Here is an 18,964-nt window from a genome sequence, read left to right on the forward strand (position 1 = left end):
ATTCTCAGGGCCTTTTTATTTTTTTGCTATGAGTGATCCTATTAAGCACGAATGCGGAATATCACTGGTCCGTTTGCTTAAACCTCTTGAATACTACAAGGAAAAATATGGTACGGCATTTTATGGGGTGAACAAAATGTACCTCATGATGGAAAAACAGCATAACCGAGGACAGGATGGTGCTGGATTTGCAAGTATAAAATTGGATATGAACCCAGGAGAGCGGTATATGAGCAGGGTTCGGTCCATACAACAACAACCCATCCAAGATATTTTTGCCCAAATCAATGATCGTATAAACAATGTTTTGGCAGAGCATCCCGAGTTTGAAGATGACGTGCAACTGCAAAAGAAGAACATCCCATACATTGGTGAGCTTCTATTGGGACATGTACGTTATGGCACGTTTGGTAAAAATAGCATCGAAAGCGTACACCCTTTTTTAAGGCAGAACAATTGGATGCATCGTAACCTTATTGTGGCCGGAAACTTTAACATGACAAATGTTACAGAGCTTTTCGAAAATCTTGTGGAACTCGGACAGCATCCAAAGGAATTGGCAGATACTATTACCGTAATGGAAAAAATTGGCCATTTCTTGGATGATGCCGTAGCCAAAATCTACAAGGATATTAAAAAAGAAGGGTATAGCAAAAGAGAAGCCTCTCCAATTATTGCCAAGAGACTCAATGTTGCCAAAATACTACGCAAATCATCCAAAAATTGGGATGGTGGTTATGCTATGGCCGGGCTATTGGGCCATGGTGATGCCTTTGTGTTTCGTGATCCTGCAGGTATTCGCCCGGCTTACTATTACAAAGACGATGAAATAGTGGTAGTTGCTTCGGAAAGGCCAGCCATACAAACCGTATTCAATGTTCCCTTTGAACAAGTACAGGAACTTGACCCGGGGCATGCTATAATAATAAAGAAAAAGGGGAGCGTCCATCTAGAGCAAATTATTGAACCCAAAGAAAGAAAGGCCTGTTCTTTTGAGCGTATTTATTTTTCTAGGGGAAGTGACCAAGAAATCTATCAAGAGCGAAAAATGCTTGGCAAACTGGTTTTTCCTCAAATCTTGAAAACTATTAATGACGATTTGACGAATACCGTTTTTTCATATATCCCAAATACCGCTGAAACTTCCTTTTTGGGAATGGTCAAAGAAGCCCAGAATTATTTGAATCGTAAAAAGGAAGAACAGATTTTGTCTTTGGGAAACAATATTACCCGAGCGAAACTGAACGCTATTTTAGATGTAAGACCACGTATAGAGAAAGTGGCTATAAAGGATGCCAAACTTAGGACCTTCATTACTCAAGACAGTAGTCGTGACGATTTGGTTACCCATGTTTATGATATTTCGTACGGCTCTGTGAAGCCCAACGACAACTTGGTCATTATAGATGATAGTATTGTACGTGGTACTACCCTTAAAAAAAGTATCCTTAAGATTTTGGACCGATTGAATCCGAAAAAAATTGTGGTCGTTTCATCCGCTCCGCAAATTCGCTATCCTGATTGTTATGGTATCGATATGGCTAAATTGGAAGACTTTGTAGCTTTTAGAGCTGCATTGGAGCTGCATAAAGAAAGAGGTACTATGTCCATTGTCGATGACATCTATCAAAAATGTATTGAACATAAAAATTCAAAAGATACTGAAGCCGTCAACCACGTTAAAGAATTTTACGCTCCATTCAGCGCTCAAGAGGTTTCTCAAAAAATCGGAGAGATATTAAAACCCGAAGTAATCAAAGCAGAGGTAGAAATCATTTACCAGGGCATTGATAATCTTCATAAAGCGTGTCCACAAAATTTAGGAGATTGGTATTTCACTGGAGATTATCCAACGCCTGGTGGAAACAGAGTTGTGAACAGGGCTTTTATCAATTTCTACGAGGGCAAAAACGAAAGGGCATATTAACACTACGATTAACAATAAGTTAATGTGTGCATTTCGTCGATGAAACCTGCATATTGTCGGGTTTTTGGCAATCACGTAAATGTCAAACCTACTTTAGTATTGCCATAGCATAAGTAGGTTAAGTTCATGGTAAGATTTGGGGCAAAAAAGGTGGAAAATTTTCCACCTTTTTTATTTTCCATCCAACTTTCTTTTCTCTTCGTAGTCCTTTTCCTTGGCATTCGTGTCTTCTCTCGACTCATATGGTAATTCAACCAAATTACTGGGGTTTCGTCTAAAAGCTTTTCATCTACAACAGGGTCACCTTACTTTTGGAGAACCATAGCATAAGTAGGTTAAGTTCATGGTAAGATTTGGGGTAAGAAGGCGGAACAATGTTCCGTCTTCTTTGTATTTGAACCCCAAGGTTTTAAGGTTTTCTACCTTTTGTTTTTCACTCCTCAAATCAAAAATTTCTTTAAAAACTTTTGTTATTTCTCACAATACCAGTAATTTAGTTTTGCCATAGCATAAGTAGGTTAAGTTTATGGTAAGATTTGGGACGAAAAGGGTGGGAGCTTTCCCGCCCTTTTCTATTTGCGAAGTTTTACAATAAAAAAGCCCGGTAATCTTACTGATTATCGGGCTGCTTTTTTAAGATAGAATCCTTTCTAAACCTGCTTATTTGTTGGCATTGTAATACTCAGAAACTTTATCCCAGTTAATTACATTGAAAAAAGCCGAAATGTAATCTGGTCTTCTGTTTTGATAGTTAAGGTAGTATGCGTGTTCCCAAACATCCAATCCCAAAATTGGGTATCCTTCACATCCAGTATCAGGCATTAGTGGATTATCCTGATTGGGAGTAGAGCAAACCTCCAACTTTCCCCCTTTATGAACACAAAGCCAAGCCCATCCAGAGCCGAATCGGGTTCCTGCGGCCGAAGTAAATTTCTCCTTAAAGCTATCAAAAGAACCAAAGGCCTCGTCAATAGCGGAAGCCAAATCACCTGAAGGAGCTCCTCCTCCATTCGGGGACATTACTTCCCAAAACAAACAGTGGTTATAAAAACCTCCTCCGTTATTTCTTACTGCTCCGTTGGACATGTCCATGCCAGACAAAATATCTTCAATACTCTTACCTTCCAAATCGGTTCCGGCGATTGCGCCATTTAATTTTGTGGTATACCCATTATGGTGCTTTGTATGGTGGATTTCCATAGTGCGGGCATCTATATGAGGCTCTAGCGCATCGTACGCATAGGGCAAATTAGGTAATTCAAAAGCCATAATTATATCATTTTTAAGTTATTAATTGCTTCCTGTAAAAATACGGTTTTATCGTCTATTTCATGGCAATCCAATATTAAGTTAAGAAGGGTTATGCGTAATTTGCAAAAAAACTTTTGAAGGATTCCAACTTTGTCATCTATAATGCTTCAGCCGGTTCTGGTAAGACGTATGCGCTGACCAAAAAGTACCTTCAATTATTACTTTCCGGAAATTCTTCCACCCGCTTCAAAAGAATGCTGGCCATCACCTTTACAAATAAGGCGGTCGGTGAGATGAAATCTAGAATCTTGGACAGCCTTTTTAGGTTCTCGCAACCTGATATCTTAGAAAACGAGAATGATATGTTCAAGGAACTTTGTGTCGAAATTGCTCTTAGTCCGCAACAAATGCAGAAGCGATGTGCCTATTTATTGAAGCAAATTTTGCATAACTATGCTTTCTTTGAGATTTCCACAATTGATAAATTTAACCACAAACTGATTAAAACCTTTGCAAGAGATCTCCAGCTTTCACAAAACTTTGAGGTGGAATTGGATGTAGCTGTTCTTTTGGAGAAAGCAATTTCCAATTTATTGGAACGAACAGGGGAAAACGATGACCTAACGCGCGCCTTACTTGATTTTTCGCTGGAAAAAATTGAGGAAAACAAGAGTTGGAACATTGTATTTGACCTCATGGAAAGCGGAAAGCTGTTGTTTCAGGAAAACCACTTTTCTCATTTAGAAAAACTTAAAGAAACATCGATAGCTGACTTTAAAGCAGCGCAGACCCATATTGCTTCCCATGTTGCACAGCTTGACAAAGAAATGGTGTCCTTGGCTAAACTTGCTTTGGAAAAAATCGAGACCCTTGGCTTTCTACCTGAAGATTTCCCTAGAAAAACACTTCCAAATCATTTTAAAAGGATAGCTGATGGCGAATACACCCCGAAAGCACTCTACAATAATAAGCTGGAAGAAAACTTGATTCAGGGTAAAATTCTTAAGGCGAATGATTCAAGGGATACCACAGAACTTTCATCATTTCTACTTGAACACTTTCTTGGCCTAAAAAAAACAATTTACGCCCGAGCTTTTCTGAAAAATGTTTACTCCAATATTGTTCCGCTAACCGTACTCAATGAAATATCCAAAGAGGTAAAAAGACTGGAAGAAGAAAATGATACTATTCCTATTTCTGCTTTGAATCAATTGATTTCAAAAGAAATCAAAAACCAACCTGTTCCTTTCATCTACGAGCGGCTTGGGGAAAAATACCGCCACTATTTTGTTGATGAGTTTCAAGACACCTCTAAAATGCAATGGGACAATATGGTTCCTCTAATATCCAATGCTCTTGAAAGCCAAGGGGAACAGGAAAAGCAAGGTTCATTGTTCCTTGTAGGTGATGTAAAGCAGGCTATCTATCGTTGGCGGGGAGGAAATACGGAACAGTTTTTGGATTTATTGGATTCCCAGGAAAACCCTTTTGTAATTGCTCCCCATATAGCCCATCTGGACACCAACTGGAGAAGCTCTTCAAAAATCATAGATTTCAACAATGCTTTTTTCTCCTACTCAGCGAATCTTCTTAAAAATGATTCATACAGAGATTTATTTCTCAAAAGCTGCGTTCAAAAACATAACAGCTCTATTGGAGGCTATGTGAATATTTCCATGGTAGAGAATACAGAAAAAGACGAACTGTATTGCAATAAGGTCTTGGACATTGTTTTGGAATTGATTTCGAACGGATACAATTATCGAGACATCTGCATTTTGGTCAGAGACAACACCAAAGGAGCACTTTTGGCCAATCATCTTTCTGAACAGAACATTCCTATTATATCTTCTGATTCACTTTTACTGGCTCAAAATAGAGTGGTGTCTTTTCTAATTTCATTACTGCAACTGATGGACAACCCAAGGGATAAAGTCTTTGGTTATGAGGTGCTATCGTTCCTATGTGATTTTAAAAAGTTAGAAAACAAACACGATTTTATTGCTGCCCATATTGACTCCTCCAAAAGCTACCTATCAGAAGAATATGGTTTCATCTTGGAAAGCCTCTCCAATAAATCTGTATTTGAAATACTGGAGCATGCCATTTTGAAAATCGGGATTTCTCAAGGCTCTGAAGCATACATTACCTTTTTAATGGACGAAGTGCTGGAAGTGGAAAGAAAAAATGGTCCTGGTATTCCAGCTTTTATGGAACATTGGGAACGGAAAAAGGAGTCGCTTTCCGTTGCAGCACCGGATTCTGTGGATGCCATCAAGATAATGACCATCCATAAGTCGAAAGGGTTGGAGTTTCCTGTGGTGATTTATCCCTTTGCCAATTCCAAAATCAATGATAAGAGAAAAAAAATCTGGGTGAATTCTCAAGGTATGGATTTGAATCTAGGTCTTCTTGAAAACGTATTAATGAATGTTACCGCAGATATGCGGATGTATCCCCAAAATGCGCAACAAGCCTACTTGGAAGAAGAACACAAAACCCAGATGGATACTATGAATGTTCTTTATGTTGCTCTTACCAGGGCTGAAAAAGCACTGTATATCTTAACCGAAAAAGTAAAACATACCTCTGAACTGGAAAATGCCAACACCTATGCTCAACTGTTCCAACTTTATTTGCAAAACGAAAACCTGTATGATGAAGAAAAGAACGAGTATGCTTTTGGCAAACTCCCCAAACCTTCAATTCTAAATTCAAAAGAAAGTCCTGCAAGTTTTAACATCTCATACCATACCCGAGCTTTTATGGAGAATGATTACTCAATTGCAACCATTCAGGGCCAGTTATGGGGCACGGAGGCAGGTGAAGCCATTGAACTTGGGAACCTCGTCCATTATGCCTTATCAGAAATAACCTATCTTGAGGATATGGCCAATGTTTTGGAACAACTAGAGTTAAAAGCGGTTTTTCAAGCTTATGATTTTAAGAAAGTGGCCGAGTACATAAAAGAAACGGTAAATCATCCATTGATTGCACCCTATTTCTCGAAACCCTATACCATATATAATGAACAAGAGATTTTAATGTCAGATGGGCAGAAACTTCGTCCTGATAAAATTGCAGTTTTAGAAAATGAAGCCACTATATTGGACTTTAAAACCGGTAAACCAACTGATAAACACAAAATCCAAATAACAAGATATGGTGAAGCCCTAAAAACTATGGGATTCTCAATTAAGAACACTATTATTGTATACATTGGTGAAGAGATTCAACCGCTCTTCCTTTAAACATTAAATTTACCATGTACGGAAAAATTAAAACCCATCTCTCGCAGGAACTGGAATCCATAAAAGAAGCTGGATTATTCAAGAAAGAACGTATTATTACATCACCCCAAGACGCTGTCATAAAGATTTCAACAGGTCAGGAGGTCATTAACTTTTGTGCCAACAACTACTTGGGCCTATCCTCTCACCCTGAAGTAATTCAAGCAGCAAAAGACACCTTGGATTCCCATGGATTTGGAATGTCTTCCGTTCGGTTTATTTGCGGCACTCAGGACATCCATAAACAATTGGAACGGGAAATAGCCAACTTTTATGGTACAGAGGACACCATTTTATATGCTGCTGCCTTTGATGCCAATGGCGGTGTCTTCGAACCATTGCTTACCGCTGAAGATGCCATCATATCAGACTCGCTCAACCATGCATCCATTATTGATGGTGTTAGATTGTGTAAAGCAAAAAGATATCGGTATGCCAATAACGATATGGCAGATCTAGAAACTCAATTAAAACAGAGTCAAGAAGATGGTGCTCGGTTTAAGATTATAGTCACAGATGGGGTATTTTCCATGGATGGTTTATTGGCCCCTTTGGACAAGATTTGTGATTTGGCTGACAAGTATGACGCGATGATCATGATAGACGAATGTCATTCTGCAGGTTTTATAGGAGCTACAGGACGAGGGACTTTAGAAGAAAAGGGTGTGATGGACAGGATTGACATTATAACTGGAACACTGGGGAAAGCACTAGGAGGCGCCATGGGGGGTTATACCACCGGGAAAAAAGAAATCATTGAAATGTTACGCCAGCGTTCCCGGCCGTATTTGTTTTCCAATTCTTTGGCACCTGCTATAGTAGGCGCATCCATAAAGGTATTTCAACTTTTGTCTGATGATACTTCATTAAGGGATAAGTTGCAAGAGAACACTACCTATTTTAAAGAAGGCCTTAAAAAAGCGGGATTCGATATTATTGACGGTGAATCGGCTATCGTTCCTGTAATGCTCTATGACGCAAAGTTATCCCAACAAATGGCCGACTTGCTGTTGGAAGAAGATATTTATGTAATCGGATTCTTTTATCCTGTAGTGCCCAAAGGAAAAGCAAGAATACGGGTACAATTGTCAGCAGCACATAAAAGGGAACATTTGGATAAAGCCATAGCCGCATTTATCAAAGTAGGTCAAACTCTAAAAATCGTTTAACTGCACTCTTTTACCCATGTAATACGTTAAAAAAAATGAAAAATTGATTTTGTTAATAGTTCTTAACAACTTACATTTGCAGCTGATAAACACTTAAACTTAAAATTTTGAACATGAAACATCTGAGCAAATTATTGGTTGTTGCCCTTGTATTTGTAGGGTTCAACAACATCCAAGCGCAAGACGAAAATAATCCATGGCAAATTAGTTTTGGTATCAATGCGATAGACGTATTCCCTACCAATGACGAAGAAGCCTTGACTAATTTCGGTTTCCAAGCAGGTGGTCTTTTTGACGAATACTTTAATGCAAATGACCATTGGAACATCTTGCCTTCCGTTTCCACTGTCTCTGTAGGGCGTTACATTGGCGATGGTTTTTCTGTTGGTGTTAGAGGTTCTTTAAATAGAATTGAAAATCTAGGAGATGTCAGCGTGGACGATTTGTCCTTTTATGCAGTTGACGGTACCATCAAATACAATTTTTTGAAAAACACTACTATTGATCCATTCGCGGAGATAGGTGGTGGTTACACTTGGGTTGATGAAATTGGTGCAGGTACTGTAAATGGAGGTGTTGGTGTTAACATTTGGTTCACTGATAACCTTGGATTTATGTTGCAGACTCAGTACAAACATGTTTTTGAAGATAATGTTCCTATCCATTTCCAACACTTGGCAGGCTTGAATATCCGTTTTGGAGGTACTGATACTGATGGAGATGGTATCTATGATAGAGACGATGCTTGTCCTGAAGTTGCTGGTCTTCCTGAGTTTAATGGATGTCCTGATTCTGATGGTGATGGTATCGAAGATGGCAAAGATAGTTGTCCAAATGAAGCTGGTACAGCTGAAATGAACGGTTGTCCTGATTCTGACGGTGATGGTATCGCGGATAAAGACGATGCTTGTCCTAACGAAGCTGGTTTAGCTGCATTAAGCGGTTGTCCTGATGCTGATGGCGACGGTGTTGCTGATAAAGACGATGCTTGTCCTAACGAAGCTGGTCCTGCTGAAAACAAAGGATGCCCATGGCCAGATAGAGACGGTGACGGAGTATTGGATAAAGATGATCAATGTCCTGATGTTGCTGGAACGGTTGCTAACAATGGATGCCCAGAAGTTACTGAAGAAGTTCAAAAGCAATTGAACGATTACGCTAGAACTATTTTGTTCGATACTGGAAAATCTTCCATTAAAGCTGAGTCAACTACAGTAATGGTAGACATCATTCAAATTTTGAATGAATATCCTAACGCTAAGTTTACAGTTGAAGGTCACACTGATAGTGTAGGTAGTGCAAAAACTAACCAGAGACTTTCTGAAGAGCGCGCTAATTCAGTAAGAGATTTCCTTATCGATAAAGGAATCGGAGCTGATAGGTTGACAGCTATAGGATATGGTGAAGACAAGCCAATTGCTACCAACAACACAAGATCAGGTAGAACACAAAACAGAAGGGTTGAAATCAACCTAGTTAAATAATACGTTAGAAAATTAATTTTCTATAAAAAGGCTCTGCACATGCAGGGCCTTTTTTATTTTTGGTCATGCACCAATCGTTTATTGAATTCGTTCTTCAGGATTTAACCAAAAATGGTTCTTCAATTGAACACAACACCTATATTCTTCCCAGTAAACGATCAGGAGTTTTTCTCAAACACCATTTAAGCGAGATACTCAACAAAAACATTTTCACCCCACCTATTTCTTCTATAGAAGACTTTGTTCAAGAAGTCTCTGGATTGAAAAAGGCATCAAATATCGAACTCCTATTGATCCTATATGAATCATACAAAACTTTGCCTATTAAAGATTTGGATGATTTCGATACTTTCTTAAAATGGGGAGAAACTATACTACAGGACTTTAACGAAATAGACAGGTACCTATTACCCGCAAACGAGATTCTAAACTATCTAAAATCAATCAAAGAACTCGATCATTGGTCATTACAACCCAAGAAAACCAGATTGGTTAAAGAGTATTTGGACTTTTGGGAAAATATAGAATCCCTATATCATGATTTCAGCAAAAGGTTGATTACCAAAAAAATAGCACACCAAGGCCTTATCTACAGAATCGCAGCTCAAAACATTGCTAAATACACCGAGGAAAACATTAAAAGCCCTATCGTCTTTTTGGGCTTTAATGCACTTAACTCTGCTGAATCAGAAATAATCCAACATCTTCTTGCCCATACTGAATGTGAGGTATATTGGGATATTGATTTGTACTTTTTGGATGATCCCATACATGATGCTGGTCTATTTATAAGACGATATATCTCCGAATGGCCATATTATGTTAAAAACAACCCGAAAGGTATTCATAACCGTTTTTTATCAGACAAGACCATAGAAATCACTGGAGTGCCAAAGAGCGTCTCACAAACAAAATATGTTGGAGAAATACTTAAGGAGAGAGCAGCCATAAAATCAGCTTCTTCAGATAATCTGGCTGTTGTACTTGCTGACGAGTCTTTGCTATTTCCGATGACCAAGGCAGTTCCAACCGAGATTGAAAACATAAACATAACTATGGGTATATCCTTAAAGAACACCCTCTTGTATTCCCTTTTTGTTTCTGTTTTTGAGTTGGTTGAAGACACAACGAACAAGGGATGGTTTTATAAAAACGTATTGAATTTGCTGAGCAACCCCTACTTCAAAATTATCAGCGAGGATAGTAAAGTACATTTTTCGGATAATATTATACAATCATTAAAAACCAACAATACAACCTATGTACAACCGAAGGCTTTATCGCTCTATCTAGCCCAATATGATATTGACCCAAACTTGTTTCCAGATGAAGCTATGGTTCCCAACTCCATAATCGAATATTGCTTATTCATAATTTCTCGTTTAAAAGAGATTTTTCAAAAGGAAAAAAACGCGGTAGAGCTACAATACGTGTACACTTTTTATAATCTATTCCATCAACTGAAAACACAGATAAACGCCATCGGTTTTATCAAAAACATTAAAACCGTACATAGCTTTTTTAAACAATTGGCAACCACAGAAAGCATTGATTTCATTGGCTCACCTATCGGAGGTTTGCAGCTAATGGGTGTTTTGGAAAGTCGAACTTTGGACTTTGAAACAGTAATTATTACTTCGGTGAATGAAGGAATACTTCCAGCGGGAAAAAACAATAGTTCATTCATTCCTTTTGATGTGAAAAGAGAATATGGTCTTCCTACATATAAAGAAAAGGATGCGATTTACACCTATCATTTTTACCGCTTAATTCAACGCGCAAAAAATGTCTACATTATCTACAATACAGAACCTGATGTTCTGGAAGGTGGCGAAAGAAGCAGATTGATTTCCCAATTGTTGACAGACCATAATCTAAAATCCGTTGTTTCCCATAAAATAGCAACTCCAAGAATCCACATTGAACCACAAAATAAGGAGCAAATAACAAAAACCTCGCTTTTACTTTCCAGTTTAGAAGCTTTGGGTAGTAAAGGGTATTCCCCAACATCTTTGAGTAACTATATAAGAAACCCTATAGATTTTTATAAAAAGCATGTCTTACAGCTTCCAGATTCCATTGAAATTCAAGAGAGCATTGCGGCAAACACTTTTGGAACAATTATTCATGAAGCACTTTTTCTACTTTACCAACCCTATTTGGGCACTATCCTGAATAAGGAAAGTATCACTTTGATTCGTAGCCATATAAGACCTACCATAAAAAAATCGTTCAGCACACATTTGCCTAGTGCAGATACAGAAAAAGGGAGATATCTTTTGATATTCCACGTCATAGAACGCTATATTCAGAACTTCATCAAGATGGAATCCCAACTGGTAGAGAAACATCAAATAAAGCTATTACATCTTGAGGAACGATTTGAAACTACCTTAAATTTCAACGAAATATCCCATCCGATTACACTTAAAGGATTTATAGATAGAATAGATGAATTCGATGGAACAATCCGTGTAATTGACTACAAAACAGGTAATACGGAATCAAGGGATGTACGGATAAAAGAATGGGAAGAGCTTATTTTAAACGATAAAAAAAGTAAAGCCTTTCAACTTTTATGCTATGCATATCTTCTCAATAAGCATAATGGAAGTAGCACTGTTACAGCAGGTATTTATGCCATAAAGAATTTAAAGAATGGACTCCTCCAGTTTTCATTCAACAACAATCCTATAATAAATGAAAGTGTTTTGGAAGAATTCCAAAATCAACTGAAAGCACTTATCATGGAGATTTACAATCCTGAGATTCCCTTTACGGATAAAAATTGAAGCTATTTCAAATCAGGTCGGGAGGGTCTCACCTCAATCTTACTGGGTAAGGTTCTCGGGTGCATTTTTAGCAAATCAATCACTATTTGCCCAATGTCTTCCGACTGTATTTTCCATGCATCCTTCTCAGAAGGTTGGTTGTTATTAAAATAGGTGGCAACGGAACCGGGCATAATGGTACTTACCTTGATATTGTACTTTCTCAAATCCAACATGGCTGCCTGCGTAAAACCTACCACACCGAACTTAGTGGCGTTATAACCAGCACCCTGGGCAAAAAAATTGGTCCCTGCCAGGCTCGCCAAAGTAATATAATAGCCCTCTGAAGCTTTAAGAGCTTCTACCGAGGCCTTGAGTGTATAAAATACCCCATTTAGGTTTGTATTGATCATTTGGTTCCACTTGTCCAATTCCATCTCATCAATTGGCGCAAAATGACCAACCCCAGCGTTCGCTAAGACTACATCAAGCTGGCCCCACTTCTCAATAACATCCTTCACTGCTTTGACTTCATCTTCAAAAACAGATACGTCCGAAGTTATCCCTAAGACATTATCAGAATTGCCCAAAGTTTCTATTGCCGTGGAGAGGCTACTTGGGTTCCTGCCACTTATGGCCACCTTCATGCCTTGATCAAGTAAAGCCTTGGCAACACCCAATCCTATCCCTTTTGATCCACCTGTAATGTACGCTACCTTTCCTTTTAAATCCATATTCCAAAATTAGAAGTAAACAAAAAAACCACCCTTAGAGTCAGGTGGTTTAGTGGAGAATACCGGATTCGAACCGGTGGCCTCTTGCCTGCCAGGCAAGCGCTCTAGCCAACTGAGCTAATCCCCCAAGCGAGCGCAAAGGAAACACATTTTGAGAAAGTTTCAAAATGTAGGGGCGAGCCTTAATCCTTTTTAACGCTTAATATCAAAACCGGTATTGGAACAAAAAATTCAGATTTCGGAATGGTATTCTTCTCCCAAAGTTTTTTGAAAAAGCCTCTTTTTCTTCTAAAGACGCAAATCAAATCCGGTTGTTGATTTTGATAATATTCCAATACCCCCAAATAGGTGTTTGCATTCTCCGAGATGATAAGCTGTTTGCTCAAATCCAAAAGAGCTGTGTTCACCTTGAGATCGTCTTCCGAATACCCTGGCCTTTTAACCAATAGCAGGTTAACATCCGATATAAATTTATCCTTTATGGAAATCAATGGGTTTAAGACACGGTTACGTTTCAAGATACCCGAACCAAAAGCAGTCATAATATTCTGAATGGGCTTGAATTCTGTTCCTTTTGGAACAATCAGGGTTGGAATGTTGGTTTGTTTAACAATTCGTCCAGAGGTGTGACCCAAATATAATTCCTCCTTGATATCATTGCTTTTCGGGGCGATGATGATCAAATCAATCCCCAATTCTTTGTTGATATCGTTAAGCCCATCAATTATGTCACCGTTATAAGTGGCAATTTTAATCTCGACATTGTTCGTATTGACACTAGCTATGATCTCCTTAATATGTTCCTTGCTGCTCTTTGCAACCTTTTCTTCAATGTTTGCCAGACTTCCTGAGGCAGAGGATACCGAAAAGACATCCATAACAAAAACCTGAGCGCCAAAATTGCCTGCAAAATCGATTGCGTATTGCAGGGTGTTGGAAGCATTAGGAGAAGTTCCAATGGGTACCAGTATATTATTCATTGTTTGGTGGTTGTGATTATACCTTAAATTTACAACTTAATTGTACCGAATCAATGATACGACACGCAAAGTTACCTGAAATTAAGGACATTCTGCAGGTTGCTAGAGCTTGTGCCCTAAAAATGGTTGACAATGGGATTTATCAATGGAATGAGCATTATCCCAAGGAGCAAGCTTTTCTTAATGATCTTAACAGAAATGAACTCTATGTGAATGAGCATAACGGTCAAATAATAGGAGCCATCGTTGTATCAACACATATGGATGAAGAATATTTTCCGATAAAATGGCTGACACCCAACGGAAACAATACCTATATTCATCGGGTATGTATTCATCCGGAATTTCAAGGAAAAGGATTTGCCCAAACCATGATGGATTTTGCTGAAGATTTTTCCAAAACCAACGGGTTCGCTTCCGTTCGGCTCGATACCTTTTCCCAAAACAAACGTAACCAGCATTTTTATGAACAACGTGGCTATCAAAAACTAGGGAATATCTTTTTTCCCAAACAAAGTGAACACCCTTTTCACTGCTACGAACTTGTTTTGTAATCTGTACGTGTATTGAAGACTCAAATCAATTTTAAATCCATCAATCAACTGGCCGTACCAGCAACAATTTCTGGTATAGCAGAGCCTTTGTTGTCTATTACGGATACCGCCATAGTTGGAAACATTCCTGTAAACGGTTTGGAATCCTTGGCGGCGGCTGGAATTGTAGGTTCTTTTTTGTCTATGCTCATTTGGGTTTTAGGACAAACGCGAAGTTCCATTTCCGCCATAATCTCTCAGTATTTAGGCGCTGGAAAATTGAAAGAGGTAGAAAACCTTCCCGCCCAGGCCATCTTTTTTAATGTATCTCTTAGTGTTGTTATTTTATTGTCCACAGTCTTCTTTATAGAGGATATTTTCAGATTATTTGAAGCAAAAGGAAAAATATTGGAACTCTGCGTTTCTTACTATGCCATTCGTGTTTGGGGATTCCCTTTGACCTTGTTCACTTTTGCAATCTTTGGGATTTTTAGGGGGTTGCAGAACACCTTTTATCCCATGATAATCGCACTTATTGGGGCAGTTTTGAATGTAATTTTAGATTTCATTCTTGTTTATGGAATAGAAGGATGGATTCCAGCCATGTATCTGGAAGGTGCAGCTTGGGCCAGCCTTATCTCACAGGCGGTAATGGCCCTATCTGTTTTCATATTACTGTTGAAGAAAACTACTATACGACTACGGCTAACGTTTCCTTTGAACAAAGAGATAAATAGGCTTATAGTAATGAGCTTAAATCTGTTTGTAAGGGCTTTGGCTTTGAATGCCGCTCTAATTATTGCCGTAAGGGAGGCCACAGCATTAGGAGACAAATACATTGGAGCACACACCATAGCGATCAACCTTTGGTTGTTCGCTGCTTTTTTCATTGATGGATATGGTGCCGCTGGAAACAGTATGGGTGGGAAACTTTTGGGTGCAAAAGATTACGATGGCCTTTGGAAGCTGGCCAAAAAAATTATTCAATATGGACTCATTGTTAGTGTAGTCATTATGCTGACCGGCTTTGTTTTTTATTACTCCATTGGAAAATTGTTCTCCAATGAAACTGTGGTTTTAGAAACTTTTTACAGCATTTTCTTTATCATGATTCTTGGGTTGCCCATGAATACCTTGGCTTTTGTGTATGATGGCCTTTTTAAAGGGCTTGGCGAGATGAAATACCTTAGAAACGTTCTCCTTGCAGCAACCTTTCTCGGGTTTATTCCCGCTTTATATTTGGGTAAGTTCTTAGGCTGGGGATTTTATGCCATTTGGATTGCTTTTGCGGTTTGGATGGCAATTCGAGGATTTTCCTTGGTTTGGAAATTTAGAAGAAAATTCAGGCCCTTGGTGCAAAACCTTTAATTTTGATTCCAGTTTTAATACATATACCCTATGTCAACCGATAGAACCGACGGAAGCCTGTACACTTCAATTCAAAATAAGGTCGCGACTGTTGAATTTGGTCATCCAGCCAGCAACTCGTTCACTTCTAAACTGCTGGAACGTCTTACCAAAGAGCTATATGCTTTGGGCAAGGATAGTGAAGTTTCCATAATTGTTTTGAAGTCCGAAGGTGAACGTGCATTTTGTGCCGGAGCCTCATTTGATGAATTGGTTGCTATATCCAATTTGGAAGAGGGAAAAGCTTTTTTCAGTGGTTTCGCCAATGTCATCAATGCAATGCGAAGCTGCGGAAAGATAATTGTTGGTCGGGTCCAAGGGAAAACTGTAGGAGGCGGAGTGGGTTTAGCGGCTGCTTGCGATTATGTCTTTGCCACGGAAGCGGCTTCTGTCAAACTCTCTGAGGTTTCCATAGGAATTGGTCCATTGGTAATCGCGCCGGCCGTGGAACGTAAAATTCAAAAGTCAGGTTTGGCGGAACTTTCCCTGAATCCTACGGAGTGGAAAAATGCCTATTGGGCTCAGGAAAAGGGTTTATTTTCTAAGGTTTTTGATTCCATTTCTGAAATGGATAAAGAGTTGGATTTACATATTTCCAAACTAGCTTCTTATAATCCAGAAGCTCTAGCCGAAATGAAGCAGGTACTCTGGGAAGGGACCGAACATTGGGATGAGCTTTTGTTGAAAAGAGCAGCCGCTTCAGGTAAGCTTTCCCTTTCCCCAGAGACCAAACAAACCTTGGATAAATTCAAAAAATAACCCATGGATATCCTAAATTTCTTGAATAGTGATATTGTATTTCCGATAGTGGCTTTTTTGGTCATCGTGGTCTATCTCGTTACTAGAATACGAAACCGAAGAAGATTCAAAAGGTAGGTTAATGTCCAAAAACAAATCATCTATGTGGATTTTGCTATATAGTTTCTTTTTTGCTCTGGGTTGTTTTTTAATGTATTCCGCATATACACAATATCAAAAAACAGAACTGCTTTTGGAAAAAGGTGTACGAACAACTGCTACAGTCAAGGAGTTGCTCGTATCTTCCAGTAGTGATGGAACCACTTATGCCCCAGTTTTTGAGTTTAAAGACCGTCAAAGAAACATTCACTCCTACACCAGTAAAATCTATTCTAGTCCACCAGCCTATGATATTGGTGAAAAGGTAAAAATAGTCTATAGTCCAAAAGACAAGCAAAATGTAAAGACTATATCCTTTTGGGGATTATACCGGGGCATGGTTATATTGGGCATGATAGCCTCTCCACTCCTTGTTATTGGTGGATGTTACCTTTGGTATATCTACTTTTAATGCCATAACCGTATCTTTATTCCGTGAAGAAACTTCAACTTCCTTCGGGTAAAAAAATCTACTTTGCTAGTGACAATCACTTGGGAGCACCCACATCCAAGGACAGTTTACCTCGTGAGAAGAAATTCGTTTCATGGTTGAATAGCATTAAAAAGGATGCAGGAGCAATTTTTTTGCTTGGTGATCTTTTCGATTTTTGGTTCGAATACAAAACCGTTGTTCCAAGAGGATTCACTCGTATTTTGGGGAAATTGGCCGAGCTGACTGATGCTGGAATCCCTATTTTCTATTTTGTAGGGAACCATGACCTATGGATGAATGGCTATTTTGAAGAGGAATTGAACATTCCGGTGTTTCATAAACCTCAACAATATTTGGTTAACGAAACCACTTCTTTTTTTATTGGACATGGTGACGGCCTAGGTCCAGACGATAAAGGATTCAAGCGCATGAAAAAAGTGTTTACTAACCCAGTGGCACAGTGGTTTTTCAGGTGGTTACATCCTGATTGGGGCGTTCGCTTGGCGCAACACTTATCCATAAATAACAAAATCATTTCTGGTGAGGCAGATGCCAAATTTTTGGGAGAGGACAAGGAATGGCTGGTTCAATACGCCAAACGAAAATTGGAACAACAACACTATGACCATTTCATTTTTGGGCACCGACATCTTCCTTTGGAAATCCAGCTGAATGAAAATTCCAGGTACACTAATCTTGGAGATTGGATAAGTTATTTCACTTATGCGGTTTTCGATGGAGAGAAATTGACTCTAGAAAAATTTCGGAATTCGTCACCCTGAACTTGTTTCAGGGTCTCATTATTCAGGTCTCAAATCCTAATAGCATTACTCATTCTCCTGCTCTTCAACATCCGCTGTTAAATCCAGCTTTCTGAATTTGGGGAAGAACGCAGCCATCCCTCCTACGGTCAATAGAGTCATACAACCACCAAAAACCACTGCAGGAACCGTACCGAGGATTTTAGCGGCAAGACCACTTTCAAAAGCGCCCAGTTCATTAGATGATCCCACAAAAATGGAATTCACAGAGGCCACCCGACCTCTCATATTATCCGGTGTTTTTAATTGAAGAATCGTTTGACGGATAATCATGGACACGCCATCAACAGCACCACTTAAGAACAACGCGGCAACTGAAATCCAAAAAATCTTGGATACCCCAAAGACGATGATACAGACTCCAAATCCGAACACGGCCCACAATAATTTTTTACCCGCCTTCTTGTGGAGTGGAAATCTGGTGGAACCCAACATGGTAATGGATGCACCTACGGCTGGCGCTGCGCGCAAAATCCCAAATCCTTCTGAACCTACATGAAGTATATCCTGAGCATAAATGGGCAATAAAGCCACTGCGCCTCCAAACAGGACGGCAATCATATCCAAAGTCAATGCGCCGAAAATAGCTTTGCTGTTGAAAACAAACTTCAACCCATCTTTTAAACTTTGTAGAATAGGCTCTCCAATTTTTGGATTGAGAATGGGTTTTCTAGGAATTCGGAACAAAAATAAAAGTGCCATCAGCGAAAAACCAAAAATCACACACATGGACCAATGCACTCCAATCCAGCTAATAGAGAACCCTGCTAAAGCTGGGCCCAGCACCGATGCTAATTGCCAGGTGGAACTGCTCCAGGTGGCTGCATTCGGATAAATCCTTTTAGGAACAATCAAGGCAATCAAAGAGAAAATAGTTGGCCCAATAAATGCACGGACCAAACCCCCTAAAAACACCAAAGCGTAAATGGAATATAAAATGGTTTTAGAGGACAACGATTCTTCCAAATCAGGGTCACTCAGAAAAAATAGCCCCAAACTGACCACCGAAAATCCAAGAATACATTTTATAAGCAAATCACGTTTTTCTGTTTGGTCCACCACATGACCCGCGAAAAGTGCTGTGCCCACTGCGGGAATCACCTCCATCAAACCAATAATTCCTAAAGAAAGGGGGTCCTTGGTCAATGAATATACCTGCCACTCAATCACAATAAACTGCATGGACCAAGCAAAGACCATGGCAAAACGAACCAGTAGAAAAATGTTGAATTCCTTATATCGGAGTGCAGCGTATGGATCCATTAAA

The 18,964-nt window shown here is 39.2% G+C and carries 14 protein-coding genes and 1 tRNA gene; 10 read left to right on the plus strand and 5 right to left on the minus strand.

Going from position 1 to position 18,964, the window contains the following annotated elements; translation table 11 throughout:
- Nucleotides 1–28 precede the first annotated feature (28 nt).
- Complete coding sequence (locus tag CLV81_RS03780) at nucleotides 29–1,927, plus strand: amidophosphoribosyltransferase (protein ID WP_106143715.1); 1,899 nt, start codon at nucleotides 29–31, stop codon at nucleotides 1,925–1,927.
- Between the two features lie 660 nt (nucleotides 1,928–2,587).
- On the opposite strand, the gene CLV81_RS03785 is transcribed toward CLV81_RS03780, so the two are convergent.
- A complete protein-coding gene (locus tag CLV81_RS03785; protein WP_106143716.1) occupies nucleotides 2,588–3,196 on the minus strand; it encodes a superoxide dismutase in 609 nt (202 codons plus the stop codon).
- 116 nt (nucleotides 3,197–3,312) lie between these two features.
- On the opposite strand from CLV81_RS03785, the gene CLV81_RS03790 reads away from it, so the two are divergent.
- The 4 genes from CLV81_RS03790 (at nucleotide 3,313) to CLV81_RS03805 (ending at nucleotide 11,913) form a co-directional block, all read left to right on the plus strand.
- On the plus strand, nucleotides 3,313–6,429 hold the full coding sequence (locus tag CLV81_RS03790) for a UvrD-helicase domain-containing protein (protein ID WP_106143717.1): 3,117 nt from the start codon (nucleotides 3,313–3,315) through the stop codon (nucleotides 6,427–6,429).
- 14 nt (nucleotides 6,430–6,443) lie between these two features.
- Nucleotides 6,444–7,637, plus strand: coding sequence for a glycine C-acetyltransferase (kbl, locus tag CLV81_RS03795; protein WP_106143718.1), 1,194 nt, complete (start codon nucleotides 6,444–6,446; stop codon nucleotides 7,635–7,637).
- A gap of 113 nt (nucleotides 7,638–7,750) precedes the next feature.
- The gene (locus tag CLV81_RS03800) at nucleotides 7,751–9,121 is read left to right on the plus strand and encodes an OmpA family protein (RefSeq protein WP_106143719.1); all 1,371 of its coding nucleotides are present in this window, start codon (nucleotides 7,751–7,753) and stop codon (nucleotides 9,119–9,121) included.
- A 65-nt stretch (nucleotides 9,122–9,186) separates the two neighbouring features.
- Nucleotides 9,187–11,913 carry a PD-(D/E)XK nuclease family protein gene (locus CLV81_RS03805; RefSeq protein ID WP_106143720.1) on the plus strand — a complete coding sequence of 909 codons (2,727 nt, stop codon included), beginning with the start codon at nucleotides 9,187–9,189 and terminating at the stop codon, nucleotides 11,911–11,913.
- A gap of 2 nt (nucleotides 11,914–11,915) precedes the next feature.
- Here CLV81_RS03805 and CLV81_RS03810 read toward each other — a convergent pair whose 3' ends face one another.
- The 3 genes from CLV81_RS03810 to CLV81_RS03820 all read right to left on the minus strand — a co-directional run bounded on the left by CLV81_RS03810 (nucleotide 11,916) and on the right by CLV81_RS03820 (nucleotide 13,606).
- The gene (locus CLV81_RS03810; protein ID WP_106143721.1) at nucleotides 11,916–12,626 is read right to left on the minus strand and encodes an SDR family oxidoreductase; all 711 of its coding nucleotides are present in this window, start codon (nucleotides 12,624–12,626) and stop codon (nucleotides 11,916–11,918) included.
- Nucleotides 12,627–12,679: 53 nt separating this feature from the next.
- Nucleotides 12,680–12,753: transfer RNA gene (locus tag CLV81_RS03815), tRNA-Ala, on the minus strand.
- A 55-nt stretch (nucleotides 12,754–12,808) separates the two neighbouring features.
- Complete coding sequence (locus CLV81_RS03820) at nucleotides 12,809–13,606, minus strand: universal stress protein (protein ID WP_106143722.1); 798 nt, start codon at nucleotides 13,604–13,606, stop codon at nucleotides 12,809–12,811.
- 53 nt (nucleotides 13,607–13,659) lie between these two features.
- Here CLV81_RS03820 and CLV81_RS03825 point away from each other — a divergent pair, with 53 nt between their 5' ends.
- The 5 genes from CLV81_RS03825 (at nucleotide 13,660) to CLV81_RS03845 (ending at nucleotide 17,658) form a co-directional block, all read left to right on the plus strand.
- The gene (locus CLV81_RS03825) at nucleotides 13,660–14,160 is read left to right on the plus strand and encodes a GNAT family N-acetyltransferase (RefSeq protein WP_106143723.1); all 501 of its coding nucleotides are present in this window, start codon (nucleotides 13,660–13,662) and stop codon (nucleotides 14,158–14,160) included.
- A gap of 12 nt (nucleotides 14,161–14,172) precedes the next feature.
- Nucleotides 14,173–15,507 carry an MATE family efflux transporter gene (locus CLV81_RS03830; protein ID WP_106143724.1) on the plus strand — a complete coding sequence of 445 codons (1,335 nt, stop codon included), beginning with the start codon at nucleotides 14,173–14,175 and terminating at the stop codon, nucleotides 15,505–15,507.
- A 30-nt stretch (nucleotides 15,508–15,537) separates the two neighbouring features.
- Entirely contained in the window at nucleotides 15,538–16,305 is a 768-nt protein-coding gene (locus CLV81_RS03835; protein ID WP_106143725.1) for an enoyl-CoA hydratase/isomerase family protein, read from the plus strand.
- 121 nt (nucleotides 16,306–16,426) lie between these two features.
- Nucleotides 16,427–16,855: a DUF3592 domain-containing protein gene (locus tag CLV81_RS03840; RefSeq protein WP_106143726.1), complete on the plus strand. Its 429-nt coding sequence runs from the start codon at nucleotides 16,427–16,429 to the stop codon at nucleotides 16,853–16,855.
- A gap of 23 nt (nucleotides 16,856–16,878) precedes the next feature.
- Nucleotides 16,879–17,658 (plus strand): UDP-2,3-diacylglucosamine diphosphatase, encoded by a 780-nt coding sequence (locus CLV81_RS03845; RefSeq protein ID WP_106143727.1) that lies wholly within the window; start codon nucleotides 16,879–16,881, stop codon nucleotides 17,656–17,658.
- Nucleotides 17,659–17,703: 45 nt separating this feature from the next.
- Here CLV81_RS03845 and CLV81_RS03850 read toward each other — a convergent pair whose 3' ends face one another.
- Entirely contained in the window at nucleotides 17,704–18,960 is a 1,257-nt protein-coding gene (locus tag CLV81_RS03850) for an MFS transporter (RefSeq protein ID WP_106143728.1), read from the minus strand.
- Between the last annotated feature and the right edge of the window lie 4 nt (nucleotides 18,961–18,964).

This window comes from Flagellimonas meridianipacifica, from assembly GCF_003001695.1.
Taxonomy (GTDB): Bacteria; Bacteroidota; Bacteroidia; order Flavobacteriales; family Flavobacteriaceae; genus Flagellimonas; species Flagellimonas meridianipacifica.